The organism is Paenibacillus tyrphae, assembly GCF_000722545.1.
Classification (GTDB): Bacteria; Bacillota; Bacilli; order Paenibacillales; family NBRC-103111; genus Paenibacillus_G; species Paenibacillus_G tyrfis.
This window is the reverse complement of the sequence record NZ_JNVM01000041.1, coordinates 69,822-94,484: the sequence shown is the minus strand read 5'-3', so window position 1 is coordinate 94,484 and position 24,663 is coordinate 69,822. Positions and strand designations below refer to the sequence as shown.

General features: G+C 44.1%; 14 protein-coding genes, 1 tRNA gene and 1 pseudogene. 4 read left to right on the top strand and 12 right to left on the bottom strand.

What is annotated here, in order from left to right; genetic code table 11:
* Positions 1–26: 26 nt before the first annotated feature.
* The 4 genes from ET33_RS32070 to ET33_RS32055 form a co-directional block, all read right to left on the bottom strand.
* A complete protein-coding gene (locus ET33_RS32070; RefSeq protein WP_036691984.1) occupies positions 27–860 on the bottom strand; it encodes a hypothetical protein in 834 nt (277 codons plus the stop codon).
* A gap of 40 nt (positions 861–900) precedes the next feature.
* Positions 901–1,515: a hypothetical protein gene (locus ET33_RS32065; protein WP_235206874.1), complete on the bottom strand. Its 615-nt coding sequence runs from the start codon at positions 1,513–1,515 to the stop codon at positions 901–903.
* Positions 1,516–1,657: 142 nt separating this feature from the next.
* Positions 1,658–2,986 carry an SMI1/KNR4 family protein gene (locus tag ET33_RS32060; protein WP_036691976.1) on the bottom strand — a complete coding sequence of 443 codons (1,329 nt, stop codon included), beginning with the start codon at positions 2,984–2,986 and terminating at the stop codon, positions 1,658–1,660.
* Between the two features lie 134 nt (positions 2,987–3,120).
* Positions 3,121–6,876, bottom strand: a complete 3,756-nt coding sequence (locus ET33_RS32055; RefSeq protein ID WP_036691973.1) for an NACHT domain-containing protein — start codon at positions 6,874–6,876, stop codon at positions 3,121–3,123.
* 385 nt (positions 6,877–7,261) lie between these two features.
* Here ET33_RS32055 and ET33_RS32050 point away from each other — a divergent pair, with 385 nt between their 5' ends.
* Together ET33_RS32050 and ET33_RS38065 are read left to right on the top strand one after the other, a co-directional pair.
* Positions 7,262–9,616 (top strand): M13-type metalloendopeptidase, encoded by a 2,355-nt coding sequence (locus ET33_RS32050; RefSeq protein ID WP_036691969.1) that lies wholly within the window; start codon positions 7,262–7,264, stop codon positions 9,614–9,616.
* 269 nt (positions 9,617–9,885) lie between these two features.
* A complete protein-coding gene (locus ET33_RS38065) occupies positions 9,886–10,311 on the top strand; it encodes an exosporium protein C (RefSeq protein WP_081890592.1) in 426 nt (141 codons plus the stop codon).
* Positions 10,312–10,956: 645 nt separating this feature from the next.
* Here ET33_RS38065 and ET33_RS32045 read toward each other — a convergent pair.
* From ET33_RS32045 to ET33_RS32025, 5 genes are all read right to left on the bottom strand, one after another.
* Complete coding sequence (locus tag ET33_RS32045) at positions 10,957–11,724, bottom strand: class I SAM-dependent methyltransferase (RefSeq protein ID WP_036691966.1); 768 nt, start codon at positions 11,722–11,724, stop codon at positions 10,957–10,959.
* Positions 11,725–11,990: 266 nt separating this feature from the next.
* Positions 11,991–13,172, bottom strand: a complete 1,182-nt coding sequence (locus ET33_RS32040; RefSeq protein ID WP_036691964.1) for a NupC/NupG family nucleoside CNT transporter — start codon at positions 13,170–13,172, stop codon at positions 11,991–11,993.
* 86 nt (positions 13,173–13,258) lie between these two features.
* Complete coding sequence (locus tag ET33_RS32035) at positions 13,259–14,554, bottom strand: purine/pyrimidine permease (protein WP_036691961.1); 1,296 nt, start codon at positions 14,552–14,554, stop codon at positions 13,259–13,261.
* 4 nt (positions 14,555–14,558) lie between these two features.
* Positions 14,559–15,266, bottom strand: a complete 708-nt coding sequence (gene deoD / locus ET33_RS32030) for a purine-nucleoside phosphorylase (protein ID WP_036691957.1) — start codon at positions 15,264–15,266, stop codon at positions 14,559–14,561.
* 167 nt (positions 15,267–15,433) lie between these two features.
* A complete protein-coding gene (locus ET33_RS32025; protein ID WP_036691954.1) occupies positions 15,434–16,870 on the bottom strand; it encodes a helix-turn-helix domain-containing protein in 1,437 nt (478 codons plus the stop codon).
* Positions 16,871–17,651: 781 nt separating this feature from the next.
* Here ET33_RS32025 and ET33_RS32020 point away from each other — a divergent pair.
* Positions 17,652–17,728: transfer RNA gene (locus ET33_RS32020), tRNA-Met, on the top strand.
* Between the two features lie 120 nt (positions 17,729–17,848).
* Here the strand turns inward: ET33_RS32020 and ET33_RS32015 are convergent.
* Together ET33_RS32015 and ET33_RS32010 are read right to left on the bottom strand one after the other, a co-directional pair.
* Positions 17,849–18,205, bottom strand: a complete 357-nt coding sequence (locus ET33_RS32015; protein ID WP_036692130.1) for a nucleotide excision repair endonuclease — start codon at positions 18,203–18,205, stop codon at positions 17,849–17,851.
* A gap of 29 nt (positions 18,206–18,234) precedes the next feature.
* Positions 18,235–18,752, bottom strand: a pseudogene (locus ET33_RS32010) (DbpA RNA binding domain-containing protein); the annotation flags it as partial.
* Between the two features lie 138 nt (positions 18,753–18,890).
* On the opposite strand from ET33_RS32010, the gene ET33_RS32005 reads away from it, so the two are divergent.
* Positions 18,891–21,983: a hybrid sensor histidine kinase/response regulator gene (locus tag ET33_RS32005; protein ID WP_051775900.1), complete on the top strand. Its 3,093-nt coding sequence runs from the start codon at positions 18,891–18,893 to the stop codon at positions 21,981–21,983.
* Positions 21,984–22,335: 352 nt separating this feature from the next.
* On the opposite strand, the gene ET33_RS32000 is transcribed toward ET33_RS32005, so the two are convergent.
* Positions 22,336–24,630, bottom strand: a complete 2,295-nt coding sequence (locus ET33_RS32000) for a preprotein translocase subunit SecA (protein ID WP_036691948.1) — start codon at positions 24,628–24,630, stop codon at positions 22,336–22,338.
* Positions 24,631–24,663: the final 33 nt, after the last annotated feature.

Genomic DNA, 24,663 nt, shown 5'->3' with positions numbered 1-24,663 from the left:
GTTTCTCTCCCACTTAACCTGCAGCTCTACACTGTAAATGTGCTAAGTAAAGACGGCCATATCGAAATTCGCTCACGGCAGGACGGACATGATGTTTCCCCCGCTAAATAATGCAGATGCCCAGCTAACGTCGGCTCTCCGATCGCTACGGCCCGCTCCGCTAATGTTCGTATTTCTTCATCTGCCAATGACGTTGCCGGAACGATGACATGTGATTCCTGGCCAGTGTGAAAGACGGGATCGTGTTCGTGGGCTTGAAGGATTTCTGCATGATCTTCATCAGGCCATAGGAATACATCTTCCCCGCAGGCCGGGCACACGGCCACATACTCATCCCCGTGAATAAACGTCATCAGCATGTTGGCAACGATATACGAGCCCCGATAAGCAGCATCCGCTACAAGAATATAACGTTTCTCCGTCTCATCGATGGAATGATGGGCTGCATAGGCGAATACTTCCCCGGTAAGCGCCTTGAGCTTGCCTACTGCCTCTATATATTCACGATACAATTCAGCACAAACGGAGCTGCCTGCATCTTCGGCCAGTTCAGCCCAAGCTTCCGGAAATGGCGCCTCATCGCGCCCATCACGGCTTGCCTCGATTATACCGCCATTGATAAACAGCTCTTTGCGCACTTCCGCATCCGATGTAGAACATGCTAGCTGTGCCAAAAACGGCATCGCCGCGTAGGTAGCCGTATAGATCGTATTTTGATGGAACAAATGCTCCTGAAAGAGTTCGTCAAAAATCTCCTGGCTATATTGCCCCATGAGCTGCTGCAATAACACAGGTACGTTCTCTGCAGAACCGTACGGTCCTGTCAGCTTTGCCCATACATCGCTACTCCACTTAAGCAAGCTCTCCCTCCGTTCCATGAAGGTATTTTAATGAAAGGACTCAATTCGATGTAATCTTTCTAAGTGCTATGGAAGAAAGGACATCACCATTAAAGGCCGCAGGTGCATCACAATGATGTCCCAACCAATATTCCCCATGAAGCTCCATCACCAATACGTCCTCGCAGCAGTAAAATGAATGAGTAGGCCCATCTTCTTTGGGGCTAATATAGTACCCATTAAGCCACACTTCTTCAATCGGCTTATCAAACAGCTTCTGGATATTATCTATTTTTCCTTCTACCGTATAAAGATGTTTGCAGCCAAAAACTACCTCCTGTAAGCAAAACGTTTTCAAAAAATGATATAAAGAGTCATTTACGATGATGTGTCCTTCTACATTGTCATCCCAAAGCAGGCATGCGTCACAGTAGACAGAAGAATGGTTGTTGCCTGCCTCCACTTGGCATGTCCAGTTTGCTTGATTTTCCTCAAGAAACGTGATCCTATTCTTATCCTTTTTCAGACGCTCCACCGAATATAGGCAATCCTGATGTTGAAATATCTCTGGAGAGTTCTCCAGGTGATCGTCCGAACCATCTTTCCAGCGTCCTGCAAACGCATATAACTCACGCAACGCCTCTGGTAGGTACGCTGGAATCTCGTCCTCAGGCACACCGTAGGAGCTATCGTACTTTCCGTACCAGTTGGTTAGAAAAGTCTTTAAATCATCCAGTTGATCGGTATCTTTTAGCAGTATTGTAATTCAACTCCTGGGCTAACTTTTTATGATACAACTGTAGATATAAGTAGTGAAATTATTCTTTGTCAAAATAATCATCCGGCAAATTTAATTGTTTCAAACAACCTATAAATTTTTCCCTGAAATTAATATTGTTTTTATATTCCGGCCATGCAGCCTTATAATAAGGCAATAACTTCTCATGAGGGATAATGTCCCAAAATAGAATAGAGTTTTTCACAACCTCCTTGTCGCCACCCATTAACATCTGTTCAATGATCTCCCAACTGTCCGATTTGTCATTGCAGCTGCGTGTGGCATAGATTGCGGCGGTTTGTATATTCGAGTCGGCGTGGCATAAAAAGGGAGCAAAGTTTTGGAGTGTAATCGCGCCGGAAGGTTCCAATACATACCCCACATGACGTAACGTTTCCGGGTCGTGTACCCTGTCGAGACTCTGCACTATCACTTTTATAAATTCCGATAAATCAACAGATTTACCATACCAGTTCAGAATCTGTAAAGCGTGTAATAAATCCTCATTTCTATCCGAATGCAACAGCTCCAGAAGATAGCCTCTTCCCGCGTCAACAGAGGTTTTGCAGATTAGCTGAATGGCGGTGATGCGAGATTTTTGTCCTTGATCAGCTACGTTTTTTAAAAAATCAATGGTTGGCTGCGAGATTTTCTTAAACTTGAACATTCCATCAAGCGCTTTTGATTTGATTTCTTCGTTTGAGGCGTTTTGATAAACCTGTATCAACGCATTTTCATCGCCCGGCATTTTGCTGCCAAACCACGCGATATCATAATCCAGAATAATTTCGTCCAGCCAGCGCTCATACCAGTCCAGAAAGTTGTCTTCATAGACAAAGAAAAAGGGATGATCAGGATAAAAATCTGAAGTGTAAACGATTTTCCCTCTGTGTTCTCCTTCAAGTACGAGATACATATCGTATTCGCAGCCTTGTGTGCCAATGCACAACATGCCGCCCATCACCATATTACGGGCGGCGTCGTATTCCGGGTCAGAGATGTCCTCATCATTGATCAGGGGTTCGGTTAGATGGTTCCATTCCTCTTTTGTCATTCTGGGGTGCAGAACGCATTTTGCAGCGAATGCATTTCTATCGGTATAGGAAGTGGCCTTTTCAATCGAATAAATCCCGTAATACGGCCCGGCACCTCCATTTCCGACTTTCGTTAAAAACTGCGCATAAGGCTCCGGGAGTATGACCTGATTTTTTGCTTGCCAGTCCGCAAGCTCGTTTGCTGTAAGCTTTTCATCAACCCTGTATTTGTGTGAGGATGCTCCAAACACCAAAAAATCCGTATCTTTGCGCATGGCCTTTTCGAGTTTGTTTTTTATTCGATCAAGCTGCGTTTCTTTCTTCCAAAACAACATATTGACCTCCCTTGTTGACTATAGCCGGGCTTCCTTCGTTTGCTTATCATCTAAAAATATGCCCTAGTTAAAGGGATAAAACCCTTTCATATATCGGTAACTAAGAAAATATTCAACGCCAAAATTAACGGGTGTTATACTGTTAATAAATTAGCATTTTCAAACCATCTTTCTTTTTTCGCCAATGTTCCTATTGGTACAATTTGCGATGCTACTTCATCACGACATGCTCTTTCTGCTAGATCAACTAAAAACCTTGGATAGTTTTCTGGTTGATTAGCTATTTGCTTTGCAACATCTACTGGAATTTGTACAGGATATCCCATGTATCTTCTTCTATAAATACTATGGTAATATGCATCAAAAGTTCCCCCTTGAGAGTAAATCCTCGAGATGATTGAAATTGCTTGATTCCATCTACTAGGATCATGTTCAACCAACGTAAATGCAACCCTTTGGCAAAATTTTAACACAGATACATCTGTTCCAACATAATCGTGCAAGTGCACCTCATATAACTTAATTGAATCTCGATCATTTACACAAATACCAATAGCAGCAACTGTTCTTGCTGTTAATTCCCCAGGTAGTTTTGACATATTTAATGCCAAATCACGTCTATTACCGACCCTACGAGTATATTCCAATTGCTTTGTTACTTTCTCCCAATTATCATTAGAGATCTTATCAAATACTGGTTGTATATAATCTAAAACGTTTTTTAAGAGGTTGGAATTAGCTGATGTTAAAAACAAAAGAGAAAGAAACATGAAATCCATTTCAGTGCTAGCACTCTCTATTTGTTTTCTCCACCAAATAGAAGATGCATTTCTTGCATAGAATGTTCGTTTACAAAGAGGGGTAGATACATCAAACAAATCGATCTCCTCTTTATCTTTTGGTATTTTAACATTACTTGAAGTTATTGCCAGCGAATAAATAGACCATCTGTCCCCCCATAGTACCCGTAAATTTTCAACTATCGTTTCCCATGGTGCTAAACCATTTACCCATTCGGTTGCATGCTTATCTGTCTCATTAGAAGAGTATTGTAAAAATTCATAACACATTTTAAGTTCTTGATTTTCTGGTATAGCAATTTGAGTCTGTATTGTTAAGGAATCATCATAACCACCATCAAATAAAATATCAAAATGATATCCATATCTAGACCTAATTTCTCTTAGTGGCCCGGGTTTTGAAATATCAAAGGCTAAGCCATATGATTTGGGATTTATGCCATGAATAAAATTCAAAAGTATTGAGGTCTCTTTACGTTTCAGAGGAATTTCTATACATTCATTTAAAATATGATCTATAACGATTGAAGAAAACTTTTCATCCGATTCAATTATCTTTGAATGCCCTGCCCTTAATAACGTTACTAAATTGTTTATACTAAATTCATGCCGAATAATCAGTAAATTCAATTCTTCAGATGTCAAATCAGGCAAAACTCCCATATAAAGTCCGTAAGTTAACCAAGATGAAAATTCCTTCTCCCCTTCTATGCCAGATATATAATTGTACCAATGATTTTTTCTTTCTTCCTTTGGAGAATTGGCCACTATTAAATCTATTATCTCCCATGCATAATCAATTGTAGGCTTTTCCTTTAATATATTGAAACATTCATCCACTAATTGTTCCCTTCCACAGCCTGAAGGTAATACTAATACGTCACTATTTCTTTTTCCACTTCCCAGTACATGACGAAGTGTAATGCCCTTCAAAACTAGTTTTACTGCTTCACGCATCGAATACTGATTTTGTGAAAAAACCCAATCTGACAAAAGCATCGCTGTTAAAGCTCGAGGATGACTAATATTTTTGTATTGGACGTCTTCTAACAATACATTTAATCTCTCCACTAACGATGGTAACTCACCTTTGCTAAAACACCCACAGAAGAATCTTGTAACGTTTAACCAATAAAAATTCTTTGCAATAGCATCAAATCTATCCGGTTTTGTACCTTTTTTTTCATTACCTGGAGGGGAATATGGTGCTGTCTCATAAAGATGTCGAGCTACAAAATACTCTCTTAGTGGTTGAACTTCAAATTCGAATGTACCTTGAATTCTAGATACCAAAAATACTACTCTCTCTACGACACCAGTAAACAACGATTCTGTCATGGAGCTATCTCTACCTTCTGATTTAAGATATTCAGAAAGGAGACTTTGCAAACGTTCTGTATTAATTCTACCTTCATGTTTACCCTGCTCAGACTCTGAATGTAAAATCCAAGCTAAAAACCGATGAATATCTATTAATAGTTCTCTATTCTCCCTCACAGTATTGTCTTTTTCCGCCTCTCTATCGAAAAACAAATCTACATAACTATCGTACAGAGCCGTCCGTTTATCTGGTAAGGAAGAGCCTTTTGTATGAATAAGGCTCAATAGTATAGCTAGCTGCATTGGATTTCTTGCCAAATCCCTTAAGTGTGGCTTCTCTAGTTTATTTTTAAGTATTTTCTTTACCTCGGATGCTTGACTACCATAAATTTTTTTTGCCCTAAGCCATTGCGTAGTATAGTTGTCAATTAGGTTTTTTGTTAACGAAACCAATCTGAAATGAGGGAATTTCTTAATTGGAAATCCAGGTGAATTTTCGAAAACGGACGGGCGGCTTGTAATTATTACCTGTAAGGATGCAGACGTTTGCCGAAGCCTATTTATACCCTTTACTACTTCGTTGACCAGCTCTTTTCTCATCTGAATATCAGCAACTTCATCTAGCCCATCTAACACAATTAGTAATGAACTTACTTTTGCAACTGCATGTAAATCTGAAACAGAAAACTCAAAACCTCCAGAATAATATTTAATTTGAGCTATTAAAAAAGACTCGAGAGATTTTTCCCATTGATATAACGCTTCATCATCTTCATCTGAGGAAAATGGGTTGTCCTTACTTAGCCAAGAAGCGAGATTGCGTAAATCAACCTTTATCGGAATACGCAAATTGCTAGGTCGAACAGATATAGGTAGAGTATTAAACTCTTGTTCTAACTTTAGTAACTTCATTCGATAAATTTGACAAAGAAACTGTGCTAAGGTCGACTTCCCTTGCCCTGGTGCACCTTCTAACACTAATTGAGGTACATTTTCCTGAAATAAAGACTTCGAGAATAACGTGGCTGCACCAATAACGTTATTATCTTCTTGGCTTCCAAATTCCCGGAGAACACCTCTAAATAAATACTGAAGATGTCTATCTTCCTTGGTGTCATTAAAATGAATAGGGACATCTACAAATAAATCTAAAAGATTATTTTGTAATTCAACCTGTTTAAAACGAACTTCCAGATCTTCTTCATACTGTGCTCTAACAAAAGCCGTTATTGCATCAAAACGTTTAGAACTATCGGTTAATCCCCCTTGATCAACAATGTATCTAAAAAGGTCTGTACCAGTTACTAGATCTGGATATAACCATTTTAAATCCCAAGAAGAATCAAGCCTTTTACATAAATCATCCCGCCACCAGCAAAGAACAGGAATATCTAAGTTTTCTTCAAGTAGACTATGTACTTTATCAATTGAACCACTATCTAAATGCCCTGTTCCCGTAACGTTTGTTAATAAATAATATGACTTTGCCCCTCTTGGGATTAGCTCCTTAATTTTTGGTAACTCCCCCTCCAATACCTCTAATAACCATTTATGTGGATCATTTATTCTTTGTGGATTTTTCACAAATTTAACCTGAAATACTGCAAATTCCTTATTATTTCTAGCTGAATTAAAATAAACTACCGCATCACGTCCACCATCTGGTTGACCTATAGGGAAACATTGAACATTGGGAAACTCTTTTATCAAAAGAGCCTGACATAATTCTTGAAATCGTTCATCTCCTAAATTCTCTAACAAATAATTCACAACTTCTTTCCCCCCTGTACAAAACATAATCTATTGTAGGTACAACAAGTTTTCTACAAATTTTCCAATTTTCCTTCTACGCTTACTATCCCATTTAAATATTTTGTAGAATATTGTAATCCGTTACCATCACCTATGATACGGTCAAGCTTAACGGGTCTATCGGCGAAAATTACGAAACGAGCTTGCCGCGGCGCAACAGTTCCTAGAAAATCAATTGATTAACGTAGTTGACGATACATTTATGCTCTCTTGAAAATGAACAGGCTCCTTACAACATTTTCAAACAGAACTGTTTCAGCTATAATGAAAGGATATGAATGGGAGAAATCCTATTCATTTATCTGTTTTTATACATAAAACTACACCTTGGAGGAGCCCGACGATGAAACAGAAGTGTTTATCCCTACTCATGGCCATTACAATGGTCCTACCAGTCAGCGTATCCGTATATGCTGATGAAATGCCGCCGCCAGCGACAAGAGGAGAGATCGTTACTACCTTGTTGACGGCAGCCGACGATTATACATCCGGAATTAATAAAGAAGCCGTTATTCAAGGCTATGAAGACGGAGCATTGAGAGAGAAGGAGCCGGCTAAGAAGGTTGAAGCATTAGTCATGTTGAGCAGGGCATTCGGCGAATTGCCGAAGCCTGTCGGAAACGATCTGCGCAGTGGAACATTTGGCGTCGAGTTCACCGATGTACCGGCTTGGGCTAAGGAAGATATCGAAAAGCTGGCCAAAGCAGGCGTGCTGACGGGCAACCCTGACGGCACCTTAGGCGTAAACGACAATATGACGATCGCTGAGTTCCAAACCATTATCGCCAGAGTGTGGGCGCTCGAAGGCTCCCATTTAAATGACGATTTTTATGAAGCAATCAATAAGCAATGGTTAAATAAATCGACAATTCCGGCAGGAGAAATCATGGGTGGCGGATTTCCGGAGCTGCACAAACAAAATAACGATAAAATAGCAAAAATAATAGATGGGCTGACCGGCAAACAATTCGCAGAAGGAACAAAAGAACAGAAGCTTGCCGACTTTTATGCGACGGCGTTGGATACCGAAAATAGAAACAAACAAGGGATTCAGCCCATTCAAAAATATTTAACGGCAATTAACGGGGCGAAAACTCTTGACGAGCTTGTTCAAGCAGATCTTGCCATGGAGAAAGAATTAGGTCTAAGCATGCTATTCCGCTTTGCAATCATGGGCGATGCCAAGAACAGCAGTGAAAATGCTTTGTATTACACCGGATTAGCCACAGGTCTGGACAAAAACAGCTTTGTAACGGAAGACGCGAAAGCGAAAGAAGCCTATTTTCAATATATGACCAAAATTCTTGTGCTGACGGGGGAAGATGAGTCTGCAGCGAAAGCCCGTGCCGAGAAGGTTTATGAAATGGAGAAAAGCTTAGCTTCCGTGTCGCTTGAACCTCATGAACAAGGCGACGTCAATAAATACTATAATCCGTATACGATCGAACAATTCGATGAGCTGTTTAAAGAAGTAGATATGAAACAGGCCTTGAAATCGATGAAAGTCGACAATACCGATAAGGCTATCGTATTCGATGTGAAGTTGGCGCAAAAAGGCGCAGAGTTCTTGACCGAATCTAATCTTGAAGTGCTTAAAGCTTATTCCAAAGTACAACTGCTTACGGCAACAGGCGGTTTATTGTCGGATGAATTCAGAGACGCCGCAAATGAGTTTTCCACAGCACTATACGGCGTTTCAGGAAAAAAAACAGATCGGGAAATTGCCGTATCCATGACAAAGAGCACGATGAGCGGATATTTGGAGCAAATGTTTGCCGAGAAACATTTTTCGCCGGAAGCTAAAAAAGATGTTGAGCAAATGGTAAAGAAATTAATCGCTACATATGAGAAAAGAATAAAATCGCTTGATTGGATGTCAGAAACAACAAAAGCTAAGGCAATTAAGAAGCTGGATACAATGACTGTTAAGATCGGATATCCGGATAAGTGGGATACGACATTAGACAAAATAGCTATCAAGACATACGACAAAGGCGGTTCGCTGTTCTCTAATTCCTTAGCAGTAACCACAGCATCCATTGATAAGTTGAAAGCAAAGCTGGGAAAATCGGTGGATAGAACGGAATGGGGAACCAGCGTTTATACAGTAAATGCTTTCTACAATGCGCTTAATAACGAAATTACGTTCCCTGCCGGTATTCTCCAAGCGCCTTTCTATGACATTAACGCTAAACCTGAAGAAAACTTTGGCGCAATTGGCATGATCATCGGCCACGAGATCAGCCATGCATTTGATAACAACGGATCGGCATACGATGAGAATGGCAATGCAAATAACTGGTGGACGGAAGAGGACTTTAAGAAGTTCAAAGAGAAAAACCAGGAACTGATCAAGTTCTACAATGGAATTGAGATTGTTCCGGGTGTGGTGAACGACGGTCTGCTTACACTAAGCGAGAATGTCGCCGATTTAGGCGGAATGGCCGCTTCACTGCAAGTTGTATCCGAAATGAGCAATCCGGATTATAAAGCGTATTTCGAAAGCAATGCGAAAATGTGGAAATCCACAACGACAAAAGAATTTGTAGCGACCCTAAGCACAAACGATGTACATTCAGCCAATAAAGTTCGAGTCAACCGCACGATTGTGAACTTCCCGGAATTCTATGAAACCTATGGAATTAAGCCTGGGGATGGCATGTTTGTCGCTCCGGAGGATCGCGTCTCGATCTGGTAAAAATAAGGGCGGATAGGGATCATTAGCGAATCGCGCCAGTTGAAAAAACCTGATTCTTGGTGTCTACCGACACATTAGCTATCCAGGTGTTTTCGCTGGCGCTTTTTTGCGCTTCATTTTGTTTTGCGCCAAACATGGCAATGCGATAAGCCCAGGTTCTGAGGGAAGCATTCTGTCGAAGCTGGTCCGGGGTAAACATCTTACATGTGCCCAATCATTCCCTTTGCCTCTTACATAAATTGGAGCATTAAAAAAGAGGAGTTGATATTGTGGTACGTATTCTTGACAAAGCGGCCGTCCAGTCGCTTAGTCGTTTCAACCCGGCCAAATCGTTTACTATTCGACGTTCCCCACAAAAATCTGGCATCGCAGCGATCCCAATACGGATTCCAGTGAATTCTCAACCGAACCGGGTAGATTTGGTGGCATCCGTTGGTGTTAGAGGTGTCACAGGCATTGGGCAAATTCGCTTTAGAGTCTTCCGCGGTAATACAGAAATTTTCAACACACAGCAAGGTATCGAATCTGCGGGCTCAGAGCAAAATTATATAATTACCTTCCAAGCTGAAGATAGAAATGTAAAAGCAGGTACTCATGCTTACACAGTCACAGCAGAAAACCGTGCTGCGAATACAAGAGTAGATGTTGTAGGACCAATATCATTTAGCGGGTTAGCTGTTAAAACCAGAAACTAACAGCACCTCGTTACCATCGGCGCCACGTGCTAACTCTGTCCTTCCCGGAGGTGATAGCACCAAGCCATTGAGTTGATTTACCCCCGCCAATGACGAGCCCGGCGTGTTTGCTTTCCACAAGCGGATCGTGGCGTTAATGCAAAAGCACGGTCTCACGCACATCCGCTTCGGCTTAGAAGCGACCGGGCCGTTCTCCAGCCGTCACGCCCGCTAAAAACGGCAGGGTAGACGCCTGGTTCATCGCCGCGAAGCTCCGATCCGGTCATCTACCCCGTGCCTTTGTCTCTTGATGATCTCATCGCCTTAGTAGCCGAATTCCTATAAATTTCTTTCATTATTCTCACTTTCATAATCGCGCGCTGCATCTATTTGGCGAATATCCAAGACTCCCTTCAGGAGCTTTAGTGAAACGTAAGCTGCTTCCGCCGACTGCGCGTGCAGTGGCTACTACAAACGGTGAGAGGATTCAAAGAAAGTTAAACAAGCTGACACCGGTAGAATTCCGGTGCCAGCTTGCAATTTAAGGGCTTTTTTCAATGTCTTCAAAAATGAGGCTTGATCAATCCATCCCATAGGCTTTTAAAAGTTTGCGGATTGATGTTTAAAGTTTGATTACCATGCAACTATCCAATATTTGAATATACTCTAAGACAACGCTTTGGCCAGCAAGTAGAACCGGTGCTGTGTCACCTCAAAGTAACCTTGCTGTTCAATAAGCAGGTGAATGCTGTACAGCTCTTCTCTGTATTTATCGACTTCGAAATCCGGAATCTGCCACGGAACGGCCTTCAAATAATAGACCAGTGCGCCGACATCATAGAATCGTTGACTAAGAAATTGCTCAGACTGTTTCACAACTTCAAAGTGATTCTCCCGCATTCCCCGCATGGCGGCATCGAGCTTCCATTCCGCAAATGCTGTATTTAACGGCACACCGAATCGTTCATTGATCTCGAAGCAATCGGTGCCTCCCGACTGTTGAGTGAGGAAATAGCCGCCATCGGTGAGCACCCGCCGAACCTCCCGCGGCGAATAAGCTTCATGCTTGTTCAGCACCAGATCGAACTGGCTGGTCTCAAAAGGAAGATGCTCGTCATCCTCCACCGAAAGGACAGTCACACCCAGCGGCTCCAATCGTTCCTTGGCGACAGACAAATTCGGCCGATAGCCCTCGGTGGCGCAAACGGATCTCGGCCACGGCTTCAACATCGACAACAGCTCACCGCCGCCGGTTCCCATATCCAGCATCGACTCGGCATCCCGCATGAGAGGGATGGCCATGCTTCCATATGACCATGCCAAGCAGTCGCTATTCATTCGTCCCGTTTCTACAATATGGGAAAAATCCCATCCCGAGAATGGCTGATTCGCTTGCCCGATCCAATGTTCAAATTGCTTGTCTTCTCTTCTCATCTAAAAGCCCTCCAATATCGTGATCTGCAAATCGAATATGACTCCATTTACAGATACCGTCCGGTGGGCCACGCGCATAAGGAGATAGGACTTAGTATTCGTGCTCGATCGATCGCATAGAAGTGCTCCTCTCAATTCATACAGTCAAGGTTACCGGATTCCTATGAAGGTCCTCCAGCAGTACTGTCAGCAATTGGGTTTCCTTCACCATATCATAGATTCACGGCCACGTCGATACGCTCCCGCGCTTCTGCAAGTCGTCTATATTAGAATATGATACCGATGATTACTGCAGAGAGAATACTTACAAGCGTCGCACCATATAACAATTTCAGCCCGAAACGGGCAACGACGTTACCTTGTTTTTCATTCAATCCTTTGACGGCCCCCACAATGGTACCAATAGATCCAAAGTTAGCAAATGAAATCAGAAATACGGATACAATGGCAGTGGTACGCTCACTTAAACTGCTTTGGATCTTAACGAAATCAAGCATGGCAACAAATTCGTTCGCAACAAGTTTTGTCGCCATGATACTGCCAGCCTTAGCAGCCTCATGCCATGGTACACCCATAAGAAAAGCAACTGGCGCGAAGGCATATCCTAAAATACCTTGGAATGAAATGCCGAATACGCTACTGAAGATTCCATTAATTAAAGCAATTAATCCAACAAAACCAACTAACATGACCCCAACGACTATAGCTACTTTAAAACCATCCATAATATATTCGCCCAGCATTTCGAAGAATGTCTGTTTTTCTTCATCCTGAACATCAATAATATCCTCTTCCGGTTTCACTTCGTACGGATTAATTATGGAGGCCACGATAAAACCGCCAAATAAGTTTAAAAACAATGCGGCCACGACATATCTCGGCTCCAGCATAGTCATATATGACCCAACAATGGACATCGATACCGTCGACATGGCTGACGCGCACAGTGTGTATAAGCGGTTTTTGGACAATAATCCTAGTTGATCTTTAACGGATATAAACACTTCATTTTGCCCTACAATGGCTGCCGCAACCGCGTTATAAGACTCCAATTTTCCCATTCCATTTATTTTGCTTAGCACTAAACCAACATACCTTATAATAAAAGGAAGTATTTTATAATGCTGCAGAATCCCTATTAATGCTGACATAAATACAATTGGCATCAGAACAAAAAGGAAGAATGTATGCGCCCCTTCGTTGGCAATCCCGCCAAAGACAAAATTAATACCCTCGTTGGCATACCCAAGCAATTTTGCAAAGCTGTTTGCAAAACCTTTAATTAAAAATTCCCCTACACTCGTTTTTAGTAAAATCAATCCTAACCCAATCTGAATAACAATCATTGTAAGGATTGGGCGGTATTTAATCTTTCTCCTATCATTACTCGCGAGCCAGGCCAGCAAGAGAACAATAATCAAACCAGCAACCGAAAGTATATAATGCATGTCTATATTCCTCCAATCGGATGTTGTTTGCTCCTTCTCCACCATAATGTGCATGTACTGCCCAAGGTGAAGAAAGCGGTTACAATTTAGTGACGATGCTTTGTCCCATGCTTTCCTTTCCATATCAAGCCTTGTTCTAGAATAATGGCTAACAGGCTTCCACAGATTAACCCATTATTCAGAATAGCGACCACAATCGGAGATAAGTGAATGGTGGCTGATGCCGGCATAAACATTAATCCAACGCCAACTAACAAAGACACACCGCTAACTATTAAAGTTCGTTCTTGATGAATCACACTTTGTAACTCCTTCAGAGACAATCCAACCATTTTGACAAAAATAACGAATGTAACCGCATAGCCAATAGGAGCTGGTATAGCCGCAATGATATTCATCATTGGCGGGAGCAGGGAGATGCCGATCACTAAGCTGCAGCCAATTAAAAACGGTTTGCGCTCTCTCATCCCTGTTTGTTCAACAAATCCTGCCGCTCCTGAAATAGGGACTGAACCGATGGCCCCTAAACAGCCGCAAATGAAATGGCTAATTCCAGAAGTATATCCTGCACGTAAATAACGCTGATGGTCTACTGCGCCCTTTTGCTTCATAACGGTCTCCATCAAACGAATGGACGCTATGGCATTGGTTATTAACAACAGGGTTAATAAACACGCAGTAGCAATGGTTCCAATATCGAAGTGGGGTCTGCCGAATGGGAAAATCTCCGGAAGTTTAAATATCGTATCCGCCTGTGGAATCGCTGGCATATTCCCGCAAATAGCAAACAACAGCCAACCGAAGAATATGCTAATGATTACCGAGAACCGTTGCAGTACCAACATTCGGCTATTCCCCAGCCAAAAGGTTATGCAGACTACAATCACACTAAGTAAGAGCACCTTGCCATCTAACATCGTGCGGCTTGATGTAATTCCCATCATCCCTTTCATGAAAGAACCGCTTAATTGCAATATCAATAACAGTAAATAGATAAAGGTTACGGTTGGGGTAAAGAGGCGGGCGATCCTATCCATCAGCTTAAACAGGGAGAGCAAGATAAATAAACCGCCGCTCATCATCATTCCTCCGCCTAACGCCTGCAAGGCAGCAAGATGCGAAGTGAATAATACCCCCACTAGACTGGCGTATATGGTAAAGATGCTCCACCACAAACCTGCCGGACCCTCATGAATGGGTAACTTATGGCCAATCAACCCTTGTAGAAAGCCTGCGATTCCTAACGCAATAAGGGTGCTGTGGATAAGCTCCGCAGTCTCTACGGGCGTTAAATTGTACAAATCTGCAATCGCGATTGGCGCAGCAATTGCACCGGCGATCATAAAGATCATCCACTGCAATCCAGATAGAAGTATCCTCATTTCCTTAGTCACCAATAACTGTATTCAGGGCGATTTCGACCATTTCGTAGAAGGATTGCTCACTTTCCTTATGGGTCAGACGTTCATTGGTTAGCAATTGACTTCCTACTGTCAGAATAGATAATGCCTGTACGCCATATTTAGCAGCTAACGTATACAGGGAGGTGCTCTCCATCTCTACCGCCAACACTCCGAAATCCATAAACTTGTGCAGCCTGTCCAATGTTTCACGGTAGAATTCATCCGAGTTATAGATGTTGCCTACGAATACATTTACCTGTTTAGCCTGTGCTTGCTGGTATGCCTTTAATAGCAAGGAGAAATCCGCCGTCGGCGCATAATTGCAGCCATAGAAGATTTTCTCGGTCAGATTGCTGTCTGAGGAAACGGCTTGAGCTAATATGATATCCCGGATATTGAGCTCTTTTTGCATAGCGCCGCATGTGCCAATGCGAATCAGCTTCTTAGCCCCGTAATCATTAATCAATTCAGATACATAGATGCTCATCGATGGATTTCCCATCCCTGTTCCTTGAACGGAAACCGCTACACCCTTGTACATGCCGGTGTACCCGTACATTCCTCTAACTTCGTTATAACAATAAGCCTCATCCAAGAAATGCTCTGCTACAAATTTTGCCCGCAAAGGGTCACCTGGCAGCAGCACGCGTTCGGCTATTTCTCCATTCTTTGCGCCTAAATGCACGCTCATATCTGTTCCTCCCTCTTATTTCCGTTCCCATTCTTTGTTGCCAACTAGGGAGACCGTTTTCAACCCCCGCTCCAATTAAAATCAGAAGCTACCTAGAGTTTACGGTTTTTCTATATGAACAAACTAGACCAAAATTTTACGCAGAGAACAGGAGAAAGTTGACCAAATTATAAAAGCAATTCTTTACGGATATTATCGAAATCCCTTTTCGTGGGAATCGTAGAAATAATAACAACCGGCACACTCTGTAATTCAACAGGGAAATTACTTATGACGAAATCAATCTGATGCTGCTTCACAATTTCATCATTTAGCCCTTTCATAATTGAAGTATTAATGATGAGCTTGTCACCGATTTCCTTCTTTATCAAATTTGCTATGTAATGACGGATGGAGAATTCCTCTCCAATGACAATGAAAGCCTTTTTGCTTTTATAACGTAGGTTTGAGCTTACTAATAGCGTTAGTTTTGTTAAATGAAAGTCATTATACAGTACTGACGGGTAAGCTGATCTCCAGTTTTGCATGCAGGCTTGCAGCCCCTGATAAATCTGCTGACATTCATTCTGGACATAGGAAGTTAAGTTGCTTTGTGAAATCAACAGCAACTCAGGAATTGCATTATCAATGAGGAGCTTGTCAAAGAACTCATATAGCTCCCAGATAAAGCGCTCCTTCACATCAATATTTGGATAAGCCTCAACCAGGATCGTTAAAAACTGGTCCGCCATTTGATGCACTTCTTTATTTTTGTGCATTTCAGCCTCTTTCATGAGTGCCATCTCTGATCCTTCGTAATAATTGTATTGGCTGAGGCTAAACATGGATTGCATAAAGAATAATTCACTTTTTGATAAATTCATGCCCATCATTTGTTCAAGCCCACTTGTCATGTTAATCATTGGCAAATAAAAAATACCTTGTTCCCAAGGATATATTTTTTCCGTGATTTCAATATCATTTCCTTTCATAACTCTTTCCAAAACGATAGCCGTTAAAAAGGACAGCCTTCTTTTAGAATTGATAAAAAAGACGATATTCATCTCATTCTCTATATTTGTGATTAACTGATTTATCGAAGTCTGATCGACTGTCTCAAAAGGCCAGCCCGTAAACTCGTACGCATCACAATACAGCTTCCAATAGAAGTATCGAATATTAACTTCGTTCCCTTTTATCGCAGGCGAGGAATAAGTAATTCGTATATGATACGGTTTCAGATCATTATTATTAAGTTGTGAGATCAGTTTCTTCAAGGAAGAAGAACTCATGAACATGGCTTCAGCCAGTTCTTCTGCTGAGTATCGACCTGTATGAGTAAACAATAAATTCATCAGTCGATAAAATACAGTTTGCTTTACCATGATAGAAATCACTTCATTAACCGTTTGGCTTCGCCCATCACGTTGAAGTAAGACCCCCTTCCCTCTGGAGACTTCAATGGCTATAGCAGGTGGTAAATGATTGCTGATCTCCTCTACCATTTTGCGAATGGTTTTATCTGAGATTCCTAATTTTTTTTCAATTTCGGCTAGGGTAAACCATCGCTGTTCCGTATCAAGCAAAGTCAATAATTGGCTGGCTAGTTTGAATTCCTTATCCATCTTCTCACCTTTTTATTAAATATTTCGATTTGGAAAATACGAATGGGATTTAAGTAAAATGTGAATGTTTATAGTATACACAAGAACTAATTATCTAAAACTTTCATCATGATTTAAAAGTATGAATCAATATACTAGCCAACTTAGAATCTTCACAATTAGCCAGACTGCCAGGCTCATCTCATAAACGCCCACAGGCAGCGCCATCAATCCCTTTACCGCCGAATAGGACCCGATGATCCCAAACATTTGCAGCAAGCCAGCTATAAAAACCATAACCGCTGTAATCATTCCGAATAATCCGCGTACCTCCGATTCCTCCCTCGAACAGGACAGCCCCTGACGTATAATCGAATCAATTACTGGTTCGTATTGGAAATTCGGGTTTGTTTAGAATATGTAGAGTTTTGTCGTATATAATAAATTACTCAAAGCTGTGAAAGAAACCCCAGCTCTATTACTTCATCGATAAATGTTTGCAGCATATCGATACTCCTTCCATTTCATTCTTAAGCTCTGTGCTCATGCTCGTTTTCACTCAAGTCATTTTTACTAGTCAAATTATTCGCCGTCACTTATGATACGGTTCTCCGTATCACTCTAACTGCGAATTTTTATAGGGGTCTAAGACAACAATTGCCTAGCTTACGGAGCAGGCAAACGTCAAAACCCCTCAGCCCTCGAGAGAAACTTCATTTTAAATAGCTTGCATATTGGCTCGAATTGCTGTAGTATAAGAGAGCTGGTCAACGTTAAAGATCACAATGCTTAGTTATACTATCGCGGGGTGGAGCAGCCCGGTAGCTCGTCGGGCTCATAACCCGAAGGCCGCAGGTTCAAATCCTGCCCCCGCAACCAACTTACAATTCTAGCTCGGCATATATATCAAAATGCCTTTAACCCGCTGAACGTGGATTAAAGGCATTTTTGCGTTATCATATAATTTCATGGCTCCTTGGGCGATAAGAGCTCTGTCTATTATTTGTATAACACCTTATCTACATTGTACTTAGCCTTATATTCGTTGATAATGTACGTCTCGTATATTTCTCTATGGACGGGATCCTCGACTAAACAAACCTCGATTCTGATCACTTCCTCCCGCTTCTCTTTGATGACCGATACCGTATCCTCGAAATGCTTCTTGATTCGGGGTCTTAGCTTCCGTGCCTTGCCAACGAATAGGAGTTCATCCTTATCATTGTAGAACATAAAGATCCCCGCTTTATCTCTAGGAATCAGAATGAAATCCGTAAACCCGTAAATATGGCTTAATTCAGGGGCCTTCTGTTTGTAAATCGTGACATCCGGAGTCGGAATCGTTATTTGTATCATGAACATTCACTCTCTCTTCTGCGTCATTGTTATTTTCGGTTCGCCTCATGTACCTTCAGCAGCTTGCCTTTGATCGTCGTATCCTTCATCTTATCAAGAACGAGGCACCCTTTGCCATTGAGGATATCCACGTAGGAGGCGTTATCCTCTATCGTGATAATCCCAATGTCATCCGCCAATACCCCGTCAATCTTAGCAATGGTGCCAACGAAGTCTACCGCTCTGATCTTCTTTTTCTTCCCCCCGTTAAAATAGAGCTTCAGAACTTCCTGATTCGAACGGGAGCTCCGGTCCTTCTTGATGGTTCGCCGGTTCCTTATCTTCGCTTCAAAAGCAGGACTGGTACGTGCGATCGCTTCTTTGGAAGGGTTATTTCTCTTGGGAATCTCGAACCCGATATATCACTCGACGTTTGCAACGAATTTCTCTTCGGTCGGCGTGGCGAAGGAGATCGCTGTCCCGAATGTCCGGCCCTTCCCGTTCGACCGGTCCGATGGACATAGCTTTCGTTCTCTTGTGGAAAATCATAGTTGATGACATGGCATAGGGCGAAATCTAAAGGCATCCGACTGGGTACCTTCTCTGCCGAACTGCCTAAGCTCTGTTCCGCTTTTTTTGCCTTAAAACCTAAATGACGCCATCCCTTGCAAAGGAAACGTTCATCAATTGTCGAATTATGATATTTATGAAAACAAAGCGAATCTTACTCATTCTCGGCATTTATCTGCTGATTATAACTAGTATCCGTCTCATCTGGGTCGCATGGAATTTTCCGCCACCCTGTCCCAATGCCATTCAAGGTACCATCGATCTCACCACCTGGGACTACTCGGCGAACCAGGCGATTCCTTTAAATGGGGAGTGGGAGTTTTACACGCATGCATTCTATATGAATGAATATGGAAAGCTTCCAACGCCGCCAAAGCCTGATTATATTCACGTGCCAAGCAACTGGGGACAGACGTTAAATCCGGCAGGGCATTCGCCGATCGGCTACGGCTCATACCGACTTCTCATTCACATTCATGCAAACGAGAAGCAACTGCTCGGCATTCGGGTGCCGTCCATTCCCACCGCTTCCGAGCTGTATATCAATGGACAATTGCTGGCTTATTCCGGAACTCCGGGGAAGGACATCGATTCTTTCACAGCGCGCAAAGTTCCTTATTACGCCAATTTCTATCCCGAGGGAGAAACCATAGAAGTTGTCATCCAAGTTGCCAATTATTATGACTATTTCAAGGGAGGTCTCACTTCTCCCGTCCTGATCGGCACTCAACAAGCGATTGAGAAGAACATATGGTACTCCCGCAGCATGCAGATGCTCGTTTGCGCCGTCCTATTGATACACGCCTTCTATGCTTGCCTGCTCCTGTTCATTGGCGGTCGGATTCCTGGACTATTAAGCTTCATTCTGCTGATCGTCAGCACCATTATCTCGATTCTTATCGATGATGACCGGCTTCTGCTTATCTGGCTGCCGATAAACTATGATTGGACGAGTCGGCTGTTCCATTTATCCTATCTTGGCGTCTTCTATTTTTTGTTCAAAAATGCAATGCTGCTTATGGTGGAACGCACATCATCTAGCCGTTACCGCTGGTTCGATTACATCTGCTGGCTTTATGTCGGCATTGTCTTGTTTCTGCCTTTGCAACCGCTGTTGAAATTGGGTTATTTCAACATTCTTTTATACCTGTTCACGATTGTGGCCGTTCCAACCCTGGCGTTTCGCTCAGCCAAAAAAGGCAACCGGGATGCGATGTTCCTGCTGATCGGAGGAGTAACGATTACCATCAACGCGATATGGGGCATCGTTAACACATTTTACTTTCCCGAATTCGGCTATTATCCGTTTGACTTCATATTCGCCGTACTGGCTGTAGCCGCATATTGGCTCAAACGCCATATCAACTCCACGACAGCGTTGAGGCTCCTCACCGAGAAGCTGCAGAAGGCCGACAAGCGTAAGGACGATTTTCTTGCCCATACGTCCCACGAGCTTCGCAACCCGCTTCACGGCATGCTTAATATTGCCCAAGCGGTGCTCGACGATGAAGCCGACCGGAGTGAGAGCAGACATAAGGAAAGCTTGCGATTGCTTATTTCCGTCGGCCGAAGTATGTCGTTTTTGCTTAACGATCTGCTAGACATCAGCCGGCTTAAGGAGAATTCCATTCACATTCAGCCTGCTCCCATCTGCGTACAGGCGGTGGCTTCCGGCGTCATCGACATGCTGGGCTTCATGTCAGAAGGCAAGCCGATCCGAATCATCAACGAAATCCCGGAATCGTTCCCCCCCGTGCAGGCGGACGAGAATCGGCTGATACAAATTTTATTCAACCTTCTTCATAACGCGGTCAAATTTACGATGCGCGGCCGTATCGAACTCCGCGCCACTGTACAGAATGGATATGCGCGCATAACCGTCTCTGATACGGGCGTCGGGATTGATAAAGCGACGATACAAAGAATCTTTCTCCCCTACGAGCAAGCCGATTCGAGCGTAACTTCGTTAGGCGGCGGCATCGGGCTTGGACTGAGCGTCTGCAAGCAACTCGTCGAGCTGCAGGGTGGTACCATTTATGCCGAATCCGTTCTCAATCACGGATCGACCTTCATCTTTACGCTGCCGCTTGCGATGACGGCAGACACGACGAAGAGGGATGACCCTTCGCCGGATGCTGCATCTTTGCCCGCGCACGCAGTGGACACAGCTGCCGCGGCCTCCAAGGCGGGCGATTCTACCGAATTGCTGGCAGTCAGCGAGCTGCCGTCTCCGGCCATCGACAAAATCCGCATACTGGCTGTGGACGACGATCCGGTCAACTTGCGGGTGTTGACTCATGCACTGGCTTCCGAGCCATATATTATCGGCACAGCAATAAGCGGAAACGAAGCTATTGCGCTGTTGGATACGGTCAAGTGGGACATTATGATCATCGACGTCATGATGCCCGGCATGTCCGGCTACGATCTGACCCAGCGAGTCCGGCAGCGCTATTCGCTAGCCGAGCTCCCCGTGCTGCTGCTTACAGCGCGCAGTCAGCCGGAGGATATTCATTCCGGCTTCCTCGCGGGAGCCAACGACTACATTATCAAGCCAACGAACACGCTGGAGCTAAAATCGAGAATTCGAGCACTTACCGATCTGACGCTAGCTGTCCGCGATCGAATGTACATGGAGGCAGCGTGGCTGCAAGCGCAAATCAAGCCGCATTTTTTCTTCAACACACTCAACTCCATCGTCGCGCTCAGCGAGATCGATACGCACCGTATGCACAAGCTTGCAGATGCATTCAGCTTATATTTGCACGCCAGTTTCGACTTCAAGAACTCGGACAAGCTTGTGTCCTTGAGTAGCGAGTTGGAGCTGGTCCAAGCCTATTTGTCGATTGAGAAGGAACGGTTTGAGGAACGCCTTCAGGTGCAGTGGGACGTAAAGGCATCCTTGGAGATGCTTGTACCACCTCTATCCATTCAGCCACTGGTTGAGAACGCGGCCCGGCACGGGATTTTGAAACGAGCGCGCGGAGGCACCATCCAAATCCGGATTGCCGAATATGAGGATAGAGCGGAGGTTTATATCGAGGATGATGGCGTGGGAATGGACGAAACAACCATCCGACACATCCTGGTTCGCAGTTCCGCGAAGGAGCAGAAGGGGATCGGGCTGATCAATACCGACCAGCGGCTGAAGCAGCTTTACGGACAAGGGCTGCGTATTGAGAGCAGACTTAACGAAGGAACAATCGTTTCGTTCCAGATATTGAAGTAGCTTCTGGACAACCACGGGTTTGTTCAGCAAGCTCCTTGGGGTAGCCACGTTCTTGCCTGCAGGCACTGCATAGTTAAGAATGTATCTGAAGCGGCAGTGGTATGTTTATACCGATTATAAAATTGAGAAATCCAAGCGAACAAGATATATAATCAGATTCTAGGGAAACAGATTTAACTCAAAGTACTTCAACTTTGAATACATCGCCATGGGGCCTGTACGTCCTTGCGATGTATTTTTTATTATCCGAAGTCAACACAGAGTCAACGCTTCGCTTCAACATTTTCAGCGCAGGATGAATCGAGCGTTCGCTCATATTCGTCCCGAGCATCCTCGAAAAAGCTACGCTGCATCAAAATTTTGACCACCCGAATACCCTCCTCAAAATCTTGCGAAGCCAATAAGCGATTATCGTCCCTGAGGTCCATGAACTGGGATTCTGCAAGTACTCCATGTATTGATCGTTGATAATATAAGTCCAAGTGGAAGTAGGGCTCTTCAGCCCGAACTTTTCCCACTTCGCCGGATCATTCGAACCTCCGAGCTTTACGAGCATATTTGCCGACTCTCTATTTATTTTAGACGGAATTTGCTCGTATGCTTGGATGATTTGCGCATGAAATTCGTCGATCGGATTGCGGTTAGTAAGGCTCGTCAAATGGATGCTTTCGCGAATGTAAGAAACGTATGCTAGATGGTCAGCCCAGAACTTGTCGATATAATAAAGCCGTACCCGCTGCTCCGAAGGGCTCATCGGCGTCTTGCCTTTCAAAATTCCGAGCCGCTCCTCGTATAGAATACGCCTCTGTTCCTCCATCATATCCGAATAACAGTTCAGTTCCTGGCGGATATGGAAGTTTTGGCCCATAATAACCCGCTGAATATGCGCAATTTTGCTGCGGAGCACCGACTCTCCGTGAGCCTCATCCTGCCTGAGATGGCGATAGGCGGGCGGAATCGCTTTATCGATGCCGAACCTAAGCATCAACCCGTCTTCCAAGCTTACGAAAAATACGGAAGCTCCCGGGTCGCCTTGGCGGCCTGATCGCCCGCGCAGTTGGTTGTCAATCCGCACGCTTTGGTGCATATGCGTACCTATCACGTACAACCCGCCCAGCTTGGCGACAACTTCTGCTTGCGTGGGGTTGCCGCCGCCGAGCCGAATGTCGACGCCTCGTCCCGCCATATTCGTAGACACCGTCACGGCACCGATTTCTCCCGCTTTGGCGATGATCTCGGCTTCTTCTGCGTCGTTCTTCGCATTCAGAACATGGCAAGGTACATCGGCAACCGCAAGCGCCTCCGCCAGCATGTCAGACTCCTCGACGCTTGACGTACCAATGAGAATTGGACGTCCCGTCGCATGGACGGACGAAATTTCTTGTACAAGCGCCTTAAGTTTGGCTTCTTTATGGGTATAAATCCGGTGCGGATGGTCGATCCGTATGTTTGGCCGGTTCGGCGGAATTTGCACGACCTGCAGCTCATAAATATCTTCGAATTCCATTGCGGAAGCGTGCGCGGTAGCCGTCATTCCGCAAATCTTTGGATATAGGCTAAGGAAGTGTTGAAGGGTGATCGTACCGAGAATTTTCCCACCGGCTTTCGACTGTAGTCCTTCTTTGGCCGAAAGCGCGGCTTGCAGCCCGTCCGGCAAATGCCTGTTCTCCGCCACGCGGCCGGTATATTCTTCGATCAGCTCGATTTTACCGTCCCGGACGATGTAATCGACGTCTTTTTTTAATAACGATTCCACATGCAGCGCGCAATTTAATAACGTTAACAAATGACTATTATGGCTATCGTACAAATTGCCGCATCCCAGCAGCGACTCCGCTTTCGCAGAACCTGCTTCATTCAAGTAAACGTTCCGCTGGAACTCGTCAAAGTCGTAATGCTCTACTGGCTCGAGCTGCCGAGCCACTTCTGCGAAAGGAATGCCGTCGTTGCCGGAAGAGCCCGACTCGCCTGTGATGACTAGCGGCACCCGCGCTTCGTCGAGAAGCAGTGAATCCGCTTCGTCGACGATAACGTAGTGGAAAGGACGATGCACGGTATCGGCTTCGTTGAGTGCGATCGTGTCGCGCAAATAATCGAATCCCGCCTCTTTGGCCGTAACATAAGTTATATCGGCGGCGTACGCTTCCCGTTTCTCGGACAAGCTCATGCCCGCTTGAACCGAGTTTACCGTTAACCCGAGGAAACGATAGATCGGGCCCATCCACTCCGCATCTCGATTTGCCAAATAATCGTTAAAAGTCAGCACATGAACGCCTTCGCCGGTCAGCGCATGTAGATAAGCAGGCATAACAGCAGAGAGCGTTTTTCCTTCGCCGGTATGCTGCTCGATCAACATTCTCTCGTGCAGAGCGATGGCAGCCATGATCTGGACATCGTAGGGCTGTAATCCGAGCGTTCTCTTCGCTGCCTCACAAACTAGCGCATAGGCATCGACAAGCAGCTCGTCCAAAGGCGTACCCGATTTTGCTTCCTTTTTCAGCCGGAGAGATTCCGCTTGCAGCTGCCTTTCGTCCCATGCTTCCAAATTCCGTTTCCTGATGAGCTCCGCTTTGTCCCGATAGCCTTTCAGCTTATGCCGGGTATCGCGGTCTTTGAATTCTCGCATCAACTTGACGGCTAAATTCATCGGAATTTGATCCCTCCTCGGTAGAAATACGCG